This is a genomic window from Pseudarthrobacter sp. DSP2-3-2b1, assembly GCF_049895945.1.
GTDB lineage: Bacteria > Actinomycetota > Actinomycetes > Actinomycetales > Micrococcaceae > Arthrobacter.
In genome coordinates this window covers 42,660-58,614 of sequence record NZ_JAFCTI010000008.1, presented here as the reverse complement: position 1 = coordinate 58,614, position 15,955 = coordinate 42,660, and the positions used below count along the sequence as shown (strand labels likewise).

At 66.3% G+C, this 15,955-nt stretch carries 13 protein-coding genes; 6 read left to right on the top strand and 7 right to left on the bottom strand.

All coding sequences use genetic code 11. The annotated features are described in order from the left end of the window. Positions 1-3: 3 nt before the first annotated feature. Positions 4-1,254: a glycerate kinase gene (locus ACP7AX_RS11465; protein WP_426226579.1), complete on the top strand. Its 1,251-nt coding sequence runs from the start codon at positions 4-6 to the stop codon at positions 1,252-1,254. Positions 1,255-1,304: 50 nt separating this feature from the next. Here ACP7AX_RS11465 and ACP7AX_RS11460 read toward each other — a convergent pair whose 3' ends face one another. The 4 genes from ACP7AX_RS11460 to ACP7AX_RS11445 all read right to left on the bottom strand — a co-directional run bounded on the left by ACP7AX_RS11460 (position 1,305) and on the right by ACP7AX_RS11445 (position 6,891). Next, positions 1,305-3,521 carry an alpha-galactosidase gene (locus ACP7AX_RS11460; protein ID WP_426226578.1) on the bottom strand — a complete coding sequence of 739 codons (2,217 nt, stop codon included), beginning with the start codon at positions 3,519-3,521 and terminating at the stop codon, positions 1,305-1,307. Between the two features lie 98 nt (positions 3,522-3,619). Then, positions 3,620-4,960 carry an ABC transporter substrate-binding protein gene (locus ACP7AX_RS11455; RefSeq protein WP_426226577.1) on the bottom strand — a complete coding sequence of 447 codons (1,341 nt, stop codon included), beginning with the start codon at positions 4,958-4,960 and terminating at the stop codon, positions 3,620-3,622. Positions 4,961-5,013: 53 nt separating this feature from the next. Then, entirely contained in the window at positions 5,014-5,940 is a 927-nt protein-coding gene (locus ACP7AX_RS11450) for a carbohydrate ABC transporter permease (RefSeq protein WP_426226576.1), read from the bottom strand. A 9-nt stretch (positions 5,941-5,949) separates the two neighbouring features. Next, entirely contained in the window at positions 5,950-6,891 is a 942-nt protein-coding gene (locus ACP7AX_RS11445; protein WP_131684454.1) for an ABC transporter permease subunit, read from the bottom strand. A 229-nt stretch (positions 6,892-7,120) separates the two neighbouring features. On the opposite strand from ACP7AX_RS11445, the gene ACP7AX_RS11440 reads away from it, so the two are divergent. Together ACP7AX_RS11440 and ACP7AX_RS11435 are read left to right on the top strand one after the other, a co-directional pair. Beyond that, positions 7,121-8,323, top strand: coding sequence for a Gfo/Idh/MocA family protein (locus tag ACP7AX_RS11440; RefSeq protein ID WP_426226575.1), 1,203 nt, complete (start codon positions 7,121-7,123; stop codon positions 8,321-8,323). Between the two features lie 14 nt (positions 8,324-8,337). Next, a complete protein-coding gene (locus ACP7AX_RS11435) occupies positions 8,338-9,357 on the top strand; it encodes a substrate-binding domain-containing protein (protein ID WP_131684456.1) in 1,020 nt (339 codons plus the stop codon). A 52-nt stretch (positions 9,358-9,409) separates the two neighbouring features. On the opposite strand, the gene ACP7AX_RS11430 is transcribed toward ACP7AX_RS11435, so the two are convergent. Further along, positions 9,410-10,195, bottom strand: coding sequence for a DeoR/GlpR family DNA-binding transcription regulator (locus ACP7AX_RS11430; RefSeq protein ID WP_426226574.1), 786 nt, complete (start codon positions 10,193-10,195; stop codon positions 9,410-9,412). Between the two features lie 180 nt (positions 10,196-10,375). Continuing rightward, positions 10,376-12,421, bottom strand: a complete 2,046-nt coding sequence (gene acs, locus ACP7AX_RS11425) for an acetate--CoA ligase (RefSeq protein ID WP_426226573.1) — start codon at positions 12,419-12,421, stop codon at positions 10,376-10,378. A 316-nt stretch (positions 12,422-12,737) separates the two neighbouring features. Here acs and ACP7AX_RS11420 point away from each other — a divergent pair, with 316 nt between their 5' ends. The 3 genes from ACP7AX_RS11420 to ACP7AX_RS11410 are packed head-to-tail and all read left to right on the top strand — an operon-like array spanning position 12,738 to position 15,596. After that, complete coding sequence (locus tag ACP7AX_RS11420; RefSeq protein ID WP_426226572.1) at positions 12,738-14,123, top strand: hypothetical protein; 1,386 nt, start codon at positions 12,738-12,740, stop codon at positions 14,121-14,123. A gap of 10 nt (positions 14,124-14,133) precedes the next feature. Continuing rightward, on the top strand, positions 14,134-14,922 hold the full coding sequence (nth, locus tag ACP7AX_RS11415) for an endonuclease III (RefSeq protein ID WP_426226571.1): 789 nt from the start codon (positions 14,134-14,136) through the stop codon (positions 14,920-14,922). After that, on the top strand, positions 14,919-15,596 hold the full coding sequence (locus ACP7AX_RS11410; RefSeq protein ID WP_131684461.1) for an NUDIX domain-containing protein: 678 nt from the start codon (positions 14,919-14,921) through the stop codon (positions 15,594-15,596). The genes nth and ACP7AX_RS11410 overlap by 4 nt, the downstream gene beginning before the upstream one ends. A 78-nt stretch (positions 15,597-15,674) precedes the next feature. On the opposite strand, the gene ACP7AX_RS11405 is transcribed toward ACP7AX_RS11410, so the two are convergent. Beyond that, positions 15,675-15,872 carry a DUF1508 domain-containing protein gene (locus ACP7AX_RS11405; protein ID WP_131684462.1) on the bottom strand — a complete coding sequence of 66 codons (198 nt, stop codon included), beginning with the start codon at positions 15,870-15,872 and terminating at the stop codon, positions 15,675-15,677. Positions 15,873-15,955: the final 83 nt, after the last annotated feature.

Below are 15,955 nucleotides of genomic sequence, written 5' to 3'. Positions count from 1 at the left end.
CTCATGGTTATGTCCATTCCCCAACGCATCCTGGTGGCTCCCTCCGGTTTCAAGGAGAGCCTGGACGCAGTCGAAGTTGCCGCGGCCATCGCGGCCGGCATCCGGCGGGTGATCCCCGGCGTCCAGGTCACCACTGTGCCCATGGCCGACGGCGGCGAAGGAACGGCCGCGGCGCTGTGCTGCGCCACCGGAGGCCGCATCGTCCGGCACCGGGTCACCGGCCCGGTGGGTGATCCCGTGGACTCGCACTTCGCCATGCTCGGCAAGGTGGACCGTCCCACCGCCGTCGTGGAGATGGCCGCCGCGGCCGGCCTGCGCCTGGTCCCCGCCGGACTCCGCGACCCGGGCCGCACCACCACCCGGGGGGTGGGCGAGCTCATCCTCGCCGCCTTGGACGAAGGAGCCGAGCGGATCATCGTTGGCTGTGGCGATTCGGGAACGTCCGACGGCGGTGCGGGCGCCTTGCGTGCGCTCGGCGCCCGGGTGCTGGACGCTGACGGCGTGGAACTGCCAGAGGGCGGTGCGGCTTTGGCCGACGCAGCACACCTGGATCTTTCCGGACTGGACAGCCGGCTGTCCGGCTGCAGCATTGACCTGGCGCTGAACCCTTATAACGTCCTCTGCGGTCCGCAGGGCGTGGCACGGGTGTTCGGTCCCCAGAAGGGCGCCTCACCGGACCAGGTTGAAGTCCTGTCAGCGGGGTTGGACCGGTGGGCGCAGTTGCTGGCTGATGCATCCGGCCGGCCGGAGAGTTACTTGCGCACCGGGCCCGGAACGGGAGCATCCGGCGGCCTGGGCGCGGGCCTCGCAGCACTCGGCGCCAACCTGGTTCCCCGCTTTGAGCTGCTGCTGGATTCCGGGCTGGCCGGAGTCGATCTTGATGCCCACATTTCCCGGGCAGACCTCGTGGTGACTGCTGAGGGAGCCATCGACTTCCAGACACCCCGGGGCAAGGTTCCGGCCGAGGTGGCCCGGCGTGCGCAGGCGGCAGGGGTTCCGGTGCTGGCGCTCGCAGGGTCCATCGGCAAGGACGCCACTGATGTCCACGCGGCCGGGATCGACGCGATCGCCGGCATCATCCCCATCCCCATGGATCTCGATACCGCCGTGGCTGAGGGCGCTACCTTGCTGCGCGAGGCGACGGAGCGGACGTTCCGGGTGCTGCTGCTCGGCTCCGCCATCTCTTCCAGGCTGGGCGATTCCAGGCAGGGCAACTCAGGGCAGGGGACTTCCCGGCTCGGTGACGCAGCCTGATCTGCCGGGCCAGGAGTGGACTGTTCCATCCCTGGCCCGGCAGTCATGCCCTACAGTGCGGTGAACTTCAGCAGCAGGGCGTGTTCCGGGTTGAGGATGGGCATCGGCAGGCCCACCTCGGCGAGGAACCGGCCGCCGGCAACCGCTCCGTCGGCAAGCCAGGCCGGGGGCCGGACCTGCGTGAAGGTGTGGGCATAATCGGCGTCACCGGGTGCCGGGAAGATGGCCTCCACCCGGTAGGAACGTTCCGGCTCCAGGCCGGGGATGGCGATCCGGCCGGTCTGCTCGGCGAACGAGGTGCGGGTGCTCACCAAGGCGAACAGCGCCGCCGTCGTACCCTGTTCCGTTCCGGCAGGGCCGGCGGGGGCCACCACACCGTGGAGCATCAGCGATCCGTCCGCAAGGTCCGCACGGACCATGCGTCCGGAGTGGATCAGGTCCCGGTGTTCCTTGTAGATCCCGATGAAGCGCTTGAGCTGCTCCCGTTCGGCGCCCTGGACCTCGCGGACGTCCCATTCCATGCCGAAGTGCCCGAACAGGGCGGTGATGGCGCGGAAGGACAGATCATGCGTGCGGGCGGTGGTGTGCGAAGTGGTGGGACCGACGTGCCCGCCCACCAGCTCCGGCGGGACCACCAGCCCGGTCCAGCGCTGGATGGTCTGCCGTTCCAGGGCGTCGTTGCAGTCCGAGGCCCAGATCCGGTCAGTGCGTTCCAGGATGCCCAGGTCAACCCGGGCACCGCCTGAGGAACAGCTTTCGATCTCGACGCCGGGGTGGGCCTTCTTGAGTTCGTCGAACAGGCGGTAGGCGGCCAGGGTCTGCTCGTGGACGGAGGACCGTCCGGCGTGGCCGTGTTCGAGCAGATCCCGGTTCTGGTCCCACTTGAGGTAGCTGATGTTGTTCTCACGCAGCAGTGCGTCCACGCGGTCGAAGATGTACTGCCACGCTTCCGGGTTGACCAGGTCGATGATGTGCTGGTTCCGCCATTCAAGCGGCAGGCGCCCGCCGTCCTTGTGCGATGCGGCGGCCGGCCCTGCGATCCACTCGGGGTGGGCGCGGGCGATGTCCGAATCGAGGTTGACCATTTCCGGTTCCACCCAGAGACCGAATTCCATCCCGCGGGAGGTCACGGCGTCTATCAGCGGGGTGAGGCCGTCCGGCCAGAGCGTTTCGTCCACGTACCAGTCGCCCAGGCCGGCGTGGTCGTCGCGGCGGCCGCGGAACCAGCCGTCGTCGAGCACAAAACGCTCCACGCCCAGCTCCGAGGCGGAATCTGCGAGTTCGATCAGGGTGGGCAGGTTGTGGTCGAAGTAGACCGCTTCCCAGGTGTTGAGCACCACGGGGCGGGCCTTGCCGGCAGGAGTGCCGCTGGTGCCGGTCTGTGCAGAAGGGGTGGGCAGGACGTGGTGCGGGCGGGACCGGAACCAGCTGTAGAAAGCCTCGCTGATGCCGTCCAGGCCGCGGTCCGAGTAGGCGGCGAACAGCGCCGGGGTGGTGTAGCTGGCGCCGGGTTCGAGGATGACCTCGGCCGGGCCCAGGAGCTCGGAGCCGCCGATCATGGTGCGGCCATCGCCGATGCTGTCCGCGAACTGTTCGTGGTTGCCGCTCCAGGCCAGGTGGGTGGCCCAGACCTTCCCGTGGCGGTTGCCGAACCCGGGCGTGCCTGCGGCGAAGAGCAGGGAGGAATCGTGCCCGGTGCGGCCGTGCCGTCCGGTCCGGACCCAGGTGCCCTGCTGGATGGACCGGCGCTGCGGGTGGTTTTCCCGGCACCAGCGGCCGGTCAGGTCAAGCAGTTCGGTGGCGTCCGGCGCCACGGGAAGGACCGTTGCCAGTTCGTCGAGCTGGTAGGGGGTAATGCCGTCGTTGGTGAGGGTGTGCCGCAACTCCACCAGGCCGCCGTCGTGCAGTGTCAGGGAGGACGAAACGGTGACGCCGGCGTCGGGATCAGACTGGAGCACGACGGCGGTGCTGCCCTGGGTGCCGGCTGTCACCGTGCGGAGGCGGGCCGAGAAGTCCAGGCCGGAGACGCCGTCGGCGATGCGGTGGCCGCGGAGGGCGGGGCGGCCGCGCCAGCTCGAGGACGCCTGGGGGAGGAGGCCGGCAGGCACGGTGGCGTCGATGGCGGAGTGCGGGACCGGTTCGCCGAGTATGGCCAGGTCCGGCAGGGTGCTGCCCAGGTCCGCGCCCCAGTGGATGACCTCGGCCTCCCCGCTGTCGAAGCTGATCACCAGGCTGGTTCCGGCGGAACGGAGGTGGAGGGGATCCATATAAAACACTGTCCTTCTGGGGATGGGGTACGAAAGTGTGGCTGCGCGCCGCGGGAAGTTGGAACGCCCGCGGCGCGCAGCCGGACTAGCTGGTGGGCTTACTTGAAGAGGGCGTTGACCTGTTCGTTGGCCTGCGTCAAGGAGCTGGCGGGCGCCTTGCCGGAGACCACGGCGTCCATGGCGGGCTCCATGATGCCCTTGACCTTGGCCGTGTTGTCCGTGATGGGGTACAGGAACGTGGTCTTGTTCTTGACGTGCTCGGTGAAGGCGCTGACATCCACGCCCTTGGCCTTGAACGCTTCGGCAGCCTTGTCAGAGGATGCCTTCAGCGCGGGGAAGACAACGGCCTTGGAAGCGACGACGTCCTGGCATTCGGCCGAGGCGAGGTATTCAACCCACTTGATGGAGGCGTCCTTCTTTTTGGTTCCGGCCCAGATCGAGTCGGCCAGGCCGTTGAACATGGAGGCACGCTCGCCTTCCGGGCCCACCGGGGTGGGGGCAATGCCCACTTCGATGCCCTTGTAGCCGGTGTACTGGCCGGTCATCCATGAACCGTGGGCGTTGATGGCGGACTTGCCCGCTGCGAAGGTATCGGCCATGGCCGCGCCAACAGTAGTCTCCAGCTTGGGCATGTAGCCCTTCTCGGCCAGCCCGGCGAACCACGCCATGCTCTCCTGGAACTTGGGGTCGTCGTAGTTGTACTTCGTGCCCCACGGGTTCTTGTCCGTGTGCGACCAGCCGGTGGTGTTGGTGAGGTAGCTCCACTCGGTCTGGCCCGAGGAATCGCCGCCGCCGTTCAGGCCCAGGCCGTAGACAGCAACGTTGTTCTTGTCGAAGCCGGCCTCGTCCCCACGCTTGCCGCTCTTGTCCACGGTCAGGTGGGCGATGACGTCCTCATAAGTGCCGCCGTCTTCCGGGTTCCAGCTGAGGGTCTTCATCTGCTCCTCGGTGACGCCTGCGCTGGCGAGCATGGCCTTGTTGTAGAACAGGCCGATGGTGTCCCAGTCCTTGGGCAGGCCGTAGCGTTTGCCGTCCTGGCCCACCCAGAGGTCCGCGAGGCCCTCGTTGTAGGCGGTGAGGTCCACGTTGTCCTTTTCGACGGCTTCGTCGATGGCCAGCAGCTGCTTGTTTTCGGCGAGCTCGCCGTAGCGGCCAAGGTGGTTGGTGAAGACGTCCGGAGCGGTGCCGCCCACAAAGCCGTTGGTGAGGGTGCTCCAGTAATCGTCCCAGCCGCGCTGGGTGATCTTGACCGTGGTGTCCGGGTTGGCCTTCGTGAAATCGTCAGCGCACTGCTGGTAGGCGGGGAGCTGGTTGGCGTCCCACAGCCAGTAACTGATCTCGCCCTTGGCCGCTTCCGCGGAGGACGATGAGCCGCTGCACGCGGAGAGGGAGAGGGCCACAGCTGCGGCGACGGCGACGGCGCCGAGAGTTTTCTTCATGGTGTTCTTTCCGTTCGGGATGGGGTTTCTGGGACGGGTAGGGCGGGAAGTGCTTATTTGATGCCGGAGAAGCCGATGGAGTTGACGATCTTCTTGCCAAAGGCGGCGAAGAGGATCAGGACCGGAAGGGCGGAAACCAGGACCGCAGCCATGAGGCCGGACCAGTCGGGGGCGCCCTGCGGGGACTGCGATTTGAAGACGCCGAGGCCCACCTGCAGGACACGGACGTCATCCTGGGAACCGACCAGCAGCGGCCAGAAGTATTCGTTCCACTGGCCGATGAAGGTCAGCAGCGCCAATGTGGCCAGGGGTGCTGCGGCGTTGGGCAGGACAATCTGGAAGAAGATGCGCAGGTGCTTGGCGCCGTCGAGCATTGCTGCCTCTTCGACTTCCCGGGACATGTTCAGGAAGAACTGGCGCAGGAAGAAGATGGCGAACGGCGTCATGAACACGTACGGCAGCACCATGCCGAGCATCGTGTTGAGCAGGTCCAGGTTCTTGATCAGCAGGAAGTTGGGCAGTGCCGTGAAAATCGGCGGGACCAGCATGGTGCCCAGGAACAGGCTGAACACAAAGTTCCGGCCCTTCCAGCGCAGCCGGGCAAAGGCATAGGCGGCCATCGCGCTGAAGAATACGGAACCGGCAGTGGTGATGGAGGAGAAGATGATGGAGTTCCGCAGGTAGAGCCAGAAATCGATGGTGGCACCGGAACCGCCCTCGGCAACGGCGTCGGCCGGGCTCTGCAGCCCGAACACCCGCAGGAAGGCGCCCCAGGTGAAGTCAGCCGGGAGCAGGCTGGCCGACTGGGTGGCCAGTGCGCTGTTGGTAGAGAGCGCGGTGCGCAGGACCCAGAGGAAAGGGACAACGGAGACCGCGATGGCCAGGACAAGGAGGGCCCAGGCCCCGGCGTTGCGGGGATTGAACGGACGACGGCGGCGTGTTGCGGCCGGCAACGGCGCGCGGCTGGTGGTGGTGGTCATGCGGGGCTCCTAGTCCAGGTCCGACTCGTTGCCCTTGAGGAACTTCATCTGAATGAAGGCCACCAGGGCGAGGATGAGGAAGAGAATGACGGCGATGGCGGATCCGTAGCCGAAGTCCGACTCGGTGAAGGCACGCTGGTAGATGTAGTACTGGATGACGCGGGTGGCGTTGACCGGGCCGCCGCCGGTGGTGACGGAGACGGTGTCGAAGACCTGGAACGAGCCGATCACGGTGACAACCAGGACCATGACCAGGACGGGGCGCAGCAGCGGAAGGGTGATCTTGCGGAAGGTCTGGAACGGTGAAGCGCCGTCGAGTTTGGCTACCTCATAGACATGGCCGGGGATAGCCTGCATTCCCGCGAAGATGAGCAGGGCCGTGTAGCCCATGTGCCGCCAGGTGTTGATCACGGCCTGCGTGGGAATGGCCCATTCCTCGCTGCCAAAGAACGCGACGCGGGGGAGGCCGGCCCATTCGATGAACTGGTTGACGACGCCGATCTGATAGTCGAGCATCCAGAACCACAGCAGCGCCGCGATGATGTTGGACATCATCCAGGGCAGCAGCAGGGCGCCGCGGATCAGCGTGGACTTCGCCACCTTGTTCATTAGGAGTGCCAAGCCGAGGGCCAGTGCGGTCTGGAGGACGATGTTGAGGAAAACGTACTGGCCTGTGACTGTCAGGGAATTCCAGAACAGCGGGTCTTTGGCGATGGCCGTGTAATTGTCCACCCCTACCCATTCCGGGTCTCCGAGGATGTTGTATTCCGTGAAGCTGAGGTACACGCCGCGGATTGTGGGAACAACGTAGAAAACGATGAACCCGATCATTGCCGGGGCGATGAAGAACAGTGCGATTTTGAGATCGCCGAGCTGGCGGAAACCGCCGCGCGGCGCCCGGGCCCCGGATTCGAGCGGGGCGATTCGCGTGTTTTTGGCAAGGGTGGTCATCTTCGACCCTTTCCTGACTGTGATGGAGGTAACAACTGGAAAGGAATCTACACGAGTAGATTGGTAATGGCAAGACCTGATTTCGGCCAGCACCCGTGCGGCTTTCTCCAGTTATTGGTCTATTGACTCGTGTAGATTCCGATGAAACACTGGGAAACCTGATGGATAGCGCTTGCCCGGATACGGTGTTCACGGAAGCGCGGTTCCCAGCCCCACGGAAAGAGAGACAATGACGTTTTCGCTCGGCGTAGTAGGAGTCGGCCAGTTCGGCGGCCAGTTCGCCCACCTTTTCAACCTCCACCCCGGCGTCAGTGCCGTGTACGTGGTGGATGAACTGCCGGAACGCGCAGCGGAGGCGGTGGACCGCTACCACCTGGCTGGATCAAAGGCGAGCTTCGAGGACCTCCTGGCCTCCGACGTCGACGCCGTGGCCATCTTCACCCAGCGCTGGACGCACGGGCCGCTGGTGGAGCAGGCCCTCCGTGCCGGCAAGCACGTCTACTCGGCTGTGCCCATGGCTGTCTCCGAGGAGGAAATCGCCTGCATTATCGACGCCGTCCGGGAGACCGGGCTGGTCTACATGATGGGGGAGACCAGCTACTACAACCCCGCCACGGTCTATGCGCGCCAGCAGCTTGCGGCCGGAAAGTTCGGCCGGATCTTCTACTCCGAGGGCGATTACGTCCACGACATGGACCTGGGCTTCTACGACGCCTACCAGTACAGCGGCGGTGACCGCTGGAAGGAAACGGCCAGCTACCCGCCCATGCTGTACCCCACCCACGCGGTGGGTGGAGTGCTGGGCGCCGTTCCCGCCCACGCTGTCAGCGTCAGCTGCGTCGGGGTCAAGGATGACCGGAATGATGGTGTCTTCGACAAGGAGATCAGCATGTTCGGCAACGATTTCTCCAATGCCACTGCCCTCTTTGAACTCAACGACGGCGGCGTGATGCGCACCAACGAGATGCGCCGGGTGGGTTACCCATCGCACATCCGGGAGTCCCGGTTCAGGTTTTTCGGGACGGAGGCCAGCTTCGAACAGCTCGCCAAAGTCACCGTCTGGCAGGACAAGGAAAACGTCCACGACATCTCCGAACAGTTCGAAACCCGGCCCAGTATGTCCCTGGACGACCCGTCGCTGGCCAACGTGGCACCGGAGTTGAGGGACGCCTTCGTCTCCGGCCTCTCTCCCGTCCATGACGCGGAACGGCTGCCGGCGGAGTTCCGTGGCGCCCCCAACGGCCATGAAGGCAGCCACCACTTCCTGGTGGATGACTTCGTCACGGCGGTCAACACCGGCACGCTGCCTCCGGTGAACGCCTGGGTTGCGGCCAGGTTCACGCTGCCCGGCATCGTGGCGCATGCGTCAGCCGTCCAGGGCGGGGAGCGGCTGCCCATCCGCGACTTTGGCGATGCCCCGGCCAACCGCTAGCTAGCATGGACACCATGACGACTCCCGTAGTGCAGGCCCCGCGCGGCCCGGTGACCCGTAAGGACGTTGCCCGGTATGCCGGAGTCAGCACCGCCGTCGTCAGTTATGTGGTGAACGGCGGGCCCAAGAAAGTAGCGCCGGCCACCGAAGCGAAGGTCCAGGACGCCATCCGCGTTTTGGGTTACCGGCCCAACGCGGCAGCCAGGGCCCTCAAGCTCGGGTCCAGCGAGACCATTGGCCTGGTCATCCCTGACAACAGCAACCCCTTTTTCTCCTTCTTTGCCCATGCTGTGGAGGATGCAGCCGCGGAACTGGGCTATGCCCTGGTGCTGAGCAACTCGGACGGAAACCTGGCCAAGGAGCGGCGGAACATCCGCAACCTGGCCGCCCGGCAGGTGGACGGTGTGCTGCTGGCCAGCGTGCTTTTCGAGCCCGACCTGGAGTCCTTGGAAACAGCGGACATTCCGTCGGTCCTGCTGAACCAGGAACGCGATGCGCCCGGGTTCAACAGCATCGGCGTGGACCTTGCCGCCGGCGCCCGGATGGCCGTGGAGCACCTGATCGGGCACGGCCATACCAACATCGGCCTGGCAATGGGCACCAACGTTTCCAGCAGCACTGACGGGCGTGAACTGGGCTGGCGGGAGGCGTTGCAGGCCGCGGGACTGCCGGAAGGCCCCATCGCGTACAGCGACTTCACCAGGCCCGGTGGCTACAGTGCCGGGCAGCGCCTGCTCGCGTCAGTCAACCGGCCCACGGCGATCTTTGCCAGCTCGGACATGCAGGCGATCGGCCTGCTGCGTGCGGTCCACGAAGCCGGCCTCGCCGTGCCCGGTGAGATCGCCGTGGCGTCCTTTGACGGTTCCCTGGAAGCCGAGTACTCGTGGCCGCCGCTGACCACCGTTGAGCAGCCTGTGGCCGACATGGCGGAGGCCGCCGTGGCAGCCTTGGTGGGCGCCGGCCGCGGCGAAAAGCCCCGGCACCGGATCTTCCCCACGAAGCTGCACATCCGCCAGTCCTGCGGCTGCCCCTGAACCAGAGGGCTGCTGCGGCGCATGCCTGAGTGGGTCGCTGCTGTTCGGCGCCTTAGCCTGCGATCCGGAGCCTGCCGGTCCGTTCGCCCAGGATCCGCCGGGCTTCGGTACTGAGGCCTGAATCGCTGATGACCTCGTCCGCCTCGTCCAGGGCGGCGATGGTGCTGATGCCCAGCGTGCCCCACTTGCTGTGATCGGCCAGGACCACCGTTTTACGGGCCGCAGCCACGAACGCGCGGTCCGTCTCGGCCTCCAGCAGGTTGGGGGTGGTGAAGCCTGCCTCGGCATCCATCCCGTGCACCCCCAGGAACAGCACGTCCAGGTGCAGCTGCTTCAGCGCCGCCGTCGCGATGGGCCCCACCAGGGCGTCCGACGGCGTGCGCTCGCCGCCGATCAGGATCACGGTGGATGCGTAGCGGGCTGAGCCTGCCGACGCGCCGTGGTGGAAAAGGTCGGCGATGCGCACCGAGTTGGTCACCACGGTGATCCGCGGACCGTTGACCAGTTCCTTGGCAAGGGCCCAGGTGGTGGTTCCGGCGCTCAGGCCCACCGCCATGCCCTCCTGGACCAGGCTGGCCGCCTCGAGCGCGATGGCCCGTTTCTCCGCGGTCAGCTGGGTGGACTTGAGTTCAAAACCGGGCTCATGCGTGCTCGCATCGCCGGGAAGTTTAGCGCCGCCATGAATCCGCTCCAGCCGGCCCCCTTCCTCCAGCAGCTCAATGTCGCGCCGCACAGTCATCAACGAAACGCCCAACTGCTGCGCCAAGTCGGATACGCGAACAACCCGCTCCCGCTGGACAGCCTCAACAATCGCTTGATGTCGCGCGGCAGGGAGCATCGGGGCGGGTCCTTCTCGGCAGGGGACAGAACTGCCACAAGTCTAGGGCGCACTCAACGGGAGGTGGGGCAATAGACAGGGAAGGGCGGTTATCCGGAAGCGTGCGTCAAAGCGAGGTACGAGCAGCACGCGGAGGATGACCGCCCTTCCCTGTCGGAGAAGCGAGTGGTAGCGGACCGACTACTTACGCAGTGACGCCGCGATCTGGGCCATAACGGTGTTGTCGGCCAAGGTGGTGGCATCCCCTACTTCGCGTCCCTCTGCGACGTCCTTGAGGAGGCGGCGCATGATTTTGCCGGAGCGGGTTTTCGGGAGTTCCGGGACCACGAGGATGGTCTTCGGTTTGGCGATCGGGCCGATTTCCTTGGCGACGTGGTTGCGGAGTTCGGCGATGATGGCGTCGCCGGTGTCCACGGCGTCGCCGCGGAGGATGACGAACGCGACGACGGCCTGCCCGGTGGTTTCGTCCGCGGCGCCCACCACTGCGGCTTCGGCGACCGTGGGGTGGGAGACCAGGGCGGATTCGATTTCCGTGGTGGAGAGCCGGTGGCCGGAGACGTTCATGACGTCGTCCACCCGGCCGAGGAGCCAGATGTCGCCGTCGTCGTCTTTTTTGGCGCCGTCGCCGGCGAAGTACATGGTCTCGAACCGGGACCAGTAGGTGTCCTTGAAGCGTTCCGGATCGCCCCAGATGCCGCGGAGCATGGCCGGCCACGGTTCACGGATCACCAGGAACCCGCCGTGGCCGTTCGGCACGGACTCGCCCATCTCGTCCACGACGTCCACGGCGATGCCGGGCAGCGGGGTCTGGGCGGAGCCGGGCTTGGTGGCAGTGACGCCGGGCAGCGGTGCGATCATCTGGGCGCCGGTTTCGGTCTGCCACCAGGTGTCCACGATCGGGGCGGGGTGTTCCTTCTTCTCGCCGTTCTTGCCGGCGTTGGCGCCGATGACGTTCCGGTACCACATCCACGCCTCGGGGTTGATGGATTCGCCCACGGAACCTAGGACCCGGATCGAGGACAGATCGAACTTGTCCGGGATCTCCCGTCCCCACTTCATGAACGTGCGGATGGCGGTGGGGGCGGTGTAGAGAATGGAGACCTTGTACTTCTCGATGATCTCCCACCAGCGGCCCTGGTGCGGGGAATCCGGGGTGCCCTCGTACATGACCTGGGTGGCGCCGTTGATGAGCGGGGCGTAGGCGACGTAGGAGTGGCCGGTGACCCAGCCGACGTCGGCCGTGCACCAGTACACGTCCGTCTCGGGGTGCAGGTCAAAGACTGCCTTGTGCGTGTAGGCGCCCTGGGTGAGGTAGCCGCCGGTGGTGTGCAGGATGCCCTTGGGCTTGCCGGTGGTGCCGGAGGTGTAGAGGATGAACAGCGGGTGCTCGGAGTCATGCCCGACGGCGGTGTGCTGGGTGGAGGCGGCGCCGACGGTGTCGTCCCACCAGTGGTCCCGGCCCTCGTGCCAGTCCACGTCCTGGCCGTTGCGCTTGACCACCACAACGTTCTGGACCGTGTGGCCGCTGCCGTCGCCCACGTGCGAGAGTGCATCGTCCACCGCGGTCTTGAGGGCACTGGGCTTGCCGCGGCGGTAAGTGCCGTCGGCTGTGACCACAAGCTTGGCCTCGGCGTCATCGATCCGGGACCGCAGGGCCTCGGCGGAGAACCCGCCGAACACCACCGAGTGCACCGCGCCGATCCGGGCGCAGGCCAGCAGCGTGATGACGGCTTCGGGAATCATGGGCAGGTAGACCGCCACCCGGTCGCCTTTGGCCACGCCGAGGGACTCGAAAGCGTTCGCGGCCTTTTTCACCTCTTCGGTGAGCTGGGCGTAGGTGTAGGTGCGGGTATCGCCGGGCTCGCCTTCGAAGTAGATGGCCACCCGGTCCCCGAGGCCGTTCTCCACGTGCCGGTCCAGCGCGTTGTAGGCAGCGTTGACCTCGCCGCCGACGAACCACTTGGCGAACGGCGGGTTGGACCAGTCAAGGGTCTTCTCGAAGTCCTTGCTCCAGGTGAGCAGTTCCCGGGCCTGCCGGGCCCAGAAAGCCGGGCGGTCAGCCTCGGCCTCAGCGTAATCGGCCGCGGTGACAACGGCGTCGGCAGCGAATTCCGGGGTCGGGGCAAAAGCACGGTTTTCCTGAAGCAGGTTTTCAAAAGCGTCACCCTGCTGGTCACCCTGCAGGGCGACGGCGGGTGCAGTGGCAGCTGCGCTGTTCTGGGACATGGTGAACCTCATCATTCATCGATCTTTACGGCGGCTCTGCCGTCACCGGACCGTGCCTGCCACCTGCGCGGCCGGCACACCCCGTCACGGTCATTCCGCGAAGAGCTGTTCCGAAATCAACCCTAATACTTCAGGAGTGTCCATGTGTGGGCGGTGTCACACCTGTGCCCTGAGCGGCATTTATTTAGCGGTGAATGGTTACCGGAGCCCCCACGCCGCGGGCCGCGCGCCGCCGATCAGCTAGTGATCAGCCATGACCTTGACTAGGCTGAGAAAAGAATTGTGACTTCCACGGAGCCACGCTAAGGAGAACAAAATGAACGAGCAAAGCTTCGGCCAAAAAGTTGGCCATGCAGCGGAAGGCAGTTCCGATACTGCCTCCGGCAATGGCGCAACAGCGGGCCCGCGGAAGCAGGAGGGCAAGGCCGGCACCACCAACCAGGCCGTTCTGGGCCCGTTCACATTGCGTGACCTGACGGTTTTCGCCGCCACCCTGATTCTGCTGGTTGCCTCGCTGCTGCCGGTGTTCTTCGGCCGGTTCAACCTCTGGAACGCGGGCAGCCTGTTCTTCCTGGGGCTTGGCATCGTGTTGCCGCTCATCGTGACGGCCCTGTTCGTTGCCCGCCGGCTCGCCCCTGCCACGAAGGTCCGGATCGGATCGCTGTCCGTGGACCAGTTCGCGTCAGTGGTGGCCTCCTTCGCGCTTGCCTTCTTCTTCGTTTCCGTGGCTGCGGCCTATGTTCCCAGCCTGCTGGTTGGCCTGATCGGTTCCGTGGTGCTGTTCGCCGCTACCGTGCTGAGCCGGTTCATTCCGTTTTTCGCCGGAGACTTCCTGGGCCGCGACGAGACCCCATCGCACGTGGTGGCACGCGACGCCGTCGCCCCGACACCAAGACCCCACACTCCCAAGGAACCCAAGCCTGCCGCCGCCGCAGCATCCGCAGGCGTTTCCGGCGACTCGAGGGCCTCTGTGTCCCCGGCTGCAGCGTCGGCCCGCGCGGCCACGGCGGCCCCGGCCACCGTCTCTTCTGCCCCCGAGGTAGAGGAATGGCCCGCTGCCGGTGACCCCAGCCTCTCAACCCAGGCGTCCGACGTCGTGCCTTCACAGGCTGCGGCGCCCGCAGCATCGTCTGCCCGGTCATCCTCTGGCGCGTCAGCGGTGTCCGCCGGCGGGCAGACCTCCGTGCCGGCCTCGGCCCAGGAGACCATGGCCGGTGACATTCCTGTGGCCGCCTCGGCGGCTACCGGCGCCGTGGCCGGCGCGTCGGGCGCTTCCACCGGCGCGGCTGCGCCGGCCGGCTCGAGCCGTGAGGACCTGGGCCATGATGCCCGCCGGAACCACGACGACGGCGCTGCACCCGCCGCTGCCTCCGCCCGACAGTCCGCGGCGGAACCTGCTGCGACGGCGGTGCACCAGCAGGTGGCGCCCCGGCAGGTGCGGAATGCGGAGCCCATCGGTGCCACTGTGGATCCGGCCAGCCGTCCCGAGGAGACCGATGACCAGCCCGCGCACGAGGCGTTCTGGTTCGCCGTTGCCCAGCACCGGACAGCCGTGGACCCCCGCACGGGTGCCCCTTCCTTCGTCATTGAACCGGGCGGCTGGGTGCTGGCACTGGAGGACCGGGGACACGAATTCCTCGTCCAGCACACCGACGGCCGGGTAGGCGTGCTCCGCGACCTCAGCAACATCGAGCGCGGCTAGCGGGTCCCGCGTGGCCACATCCGAGTCCCTGCTGGCGCTCAAGCGCCGGGCGCGGCGGATCAACCGGGTGTTGGCGGAGAAGTACCCGTACGCTCACGCGGAGCTTGATTTCCGGAACCCGTTCGAGCTCCTGGTCGCCACGGTCCTGTCCGCCCAGACAACGGATGTCACGGTCAACGCGATCACCCCGCTCCTGTTTTCGCGTTTCCCGGACGCCCGGCACATGGCGGAGGCCGACACCGCCGAACTCGAAGCCATCATCAAGCCCACCGGGTTCTTCCGGGCCAAAACCAGGAACCTGCTGGCCCTCGCCACGCGGCTGGTGGACGAGTACGACGGCGTGGTTCCCGGCAGGCTTGAGGATCTGGTGACCCTGCCCGGGGTGGGACGCAAAACCGCCAACGTGGTTCTGGGCAACGCTTTCGGCGTACCCGGGATCACGGTGGACACCCACTTCGGCAGGCTCGCACGGCGGTTCGGCTGGACCACGTCCGAGGACCCGGTGCAGATCGAATTTGATGTGGCCGAGCTGTTTGAACCCAGGGACTGGACCATGCTGTCCCATCGCGTGGTGTTCCACGGCCGGCGGGTGTGCCATTCCCGGAAGCCGGCATGCGGTGCGTGTCCGGTGGCCAACTGGTGTCCCAGCTACGGGCTCGGGGAGACCGATCCGGTGAAGGCCGCGAAGCTGCTGAAGTATGAGCTGGCGCCGGGCAGCGAACCCCTCCTGGAACGGCTGCTCGCCGAAACCCACCGCGCCGCCGAAATCCGGATGGAATCCCAAAGGCGGGTCCCGTGAGTGCCCGCCAGGACCTGATCCGGCTGGTGCAGCGATCGGAAAACGGCGATGTCACAGCCCCCAACACCCTCTGGGCGGCGTTGACCGTGGATGAGACCATTGCCCGCAAGGCAGCGGTCCTGATGCTTTTTGGCGTGCTGGACGATGTCCCGGCCGCTTCCGATGAACCCTTCGCCGCAGCGGATCTTGATGTCCTCCTGCTGGAGCGCGCCCATACGTTAGGCTCCCATCCCGGCCAGGTCGCCTTCCCTGGCGGCGGCATTGACCCGGACGAGTCCCCGGTTGCCGCTGCCCTGCGGGAAGCTGAAGAGGAGACCGGCCTGGACTCGGCAGGGGTGGAGGTCCTGGGCACCCTGCAGGAGCTCGGGCTCGCCCGGAGCAACTTCCTGGTGACGCCCGTTCTGGGATGGTGGGCCTCGCCGTCGCCCGTCCGTGTGGTTGACTACGGCGAATCGGCCCAGGTGTTCCGGGTCCCGGTCCGCGACCTGCTGGACCCGGCCAACAGGGTCACAGCCACGGTGAGCCGGGACGGCCGGACCTTCAGCAGCCCCGGCTTCGCCGTCAAAGGCGTGCTCGTTTGGGGATTCACCGGGATTATCCTGGACGGGCTCTTCGAGCAGCTGGGCTGGGCCGTCCCGTGGGACCGGACCCGCGTGCACCGGGTTGCTTTCTAGCAGAGCTATTTAGTCGCCATTCCGGCTTCAACTGCGGGCGTCCGGCCAGCCGCGCCGCGGCTAACCGGACGTCGTGGCTCAGCTGGTCTGCGGCGGCTGGCGAAGATCAACAACAATGCCGGTGGCCGCATTCTCACGCAATGCTTTGATGCCTTCCTTCACTGCGCTGAGGTGTTTGTAATCGGGCGACACTGCAACAGTGTTCCCGTGTGAATCAGTAAGCCTGAGCCGGTAGCACCCGTTGCTTACCCGGTGAATTTCGAATTTGCCCGCCATGTGCCGGACCCCCTAATTATGCGTCTTTGCATGTGTAGCTGAACCGTCTGCCTCAGTCGCTTCCCTTGACTGTAACTTCGCCT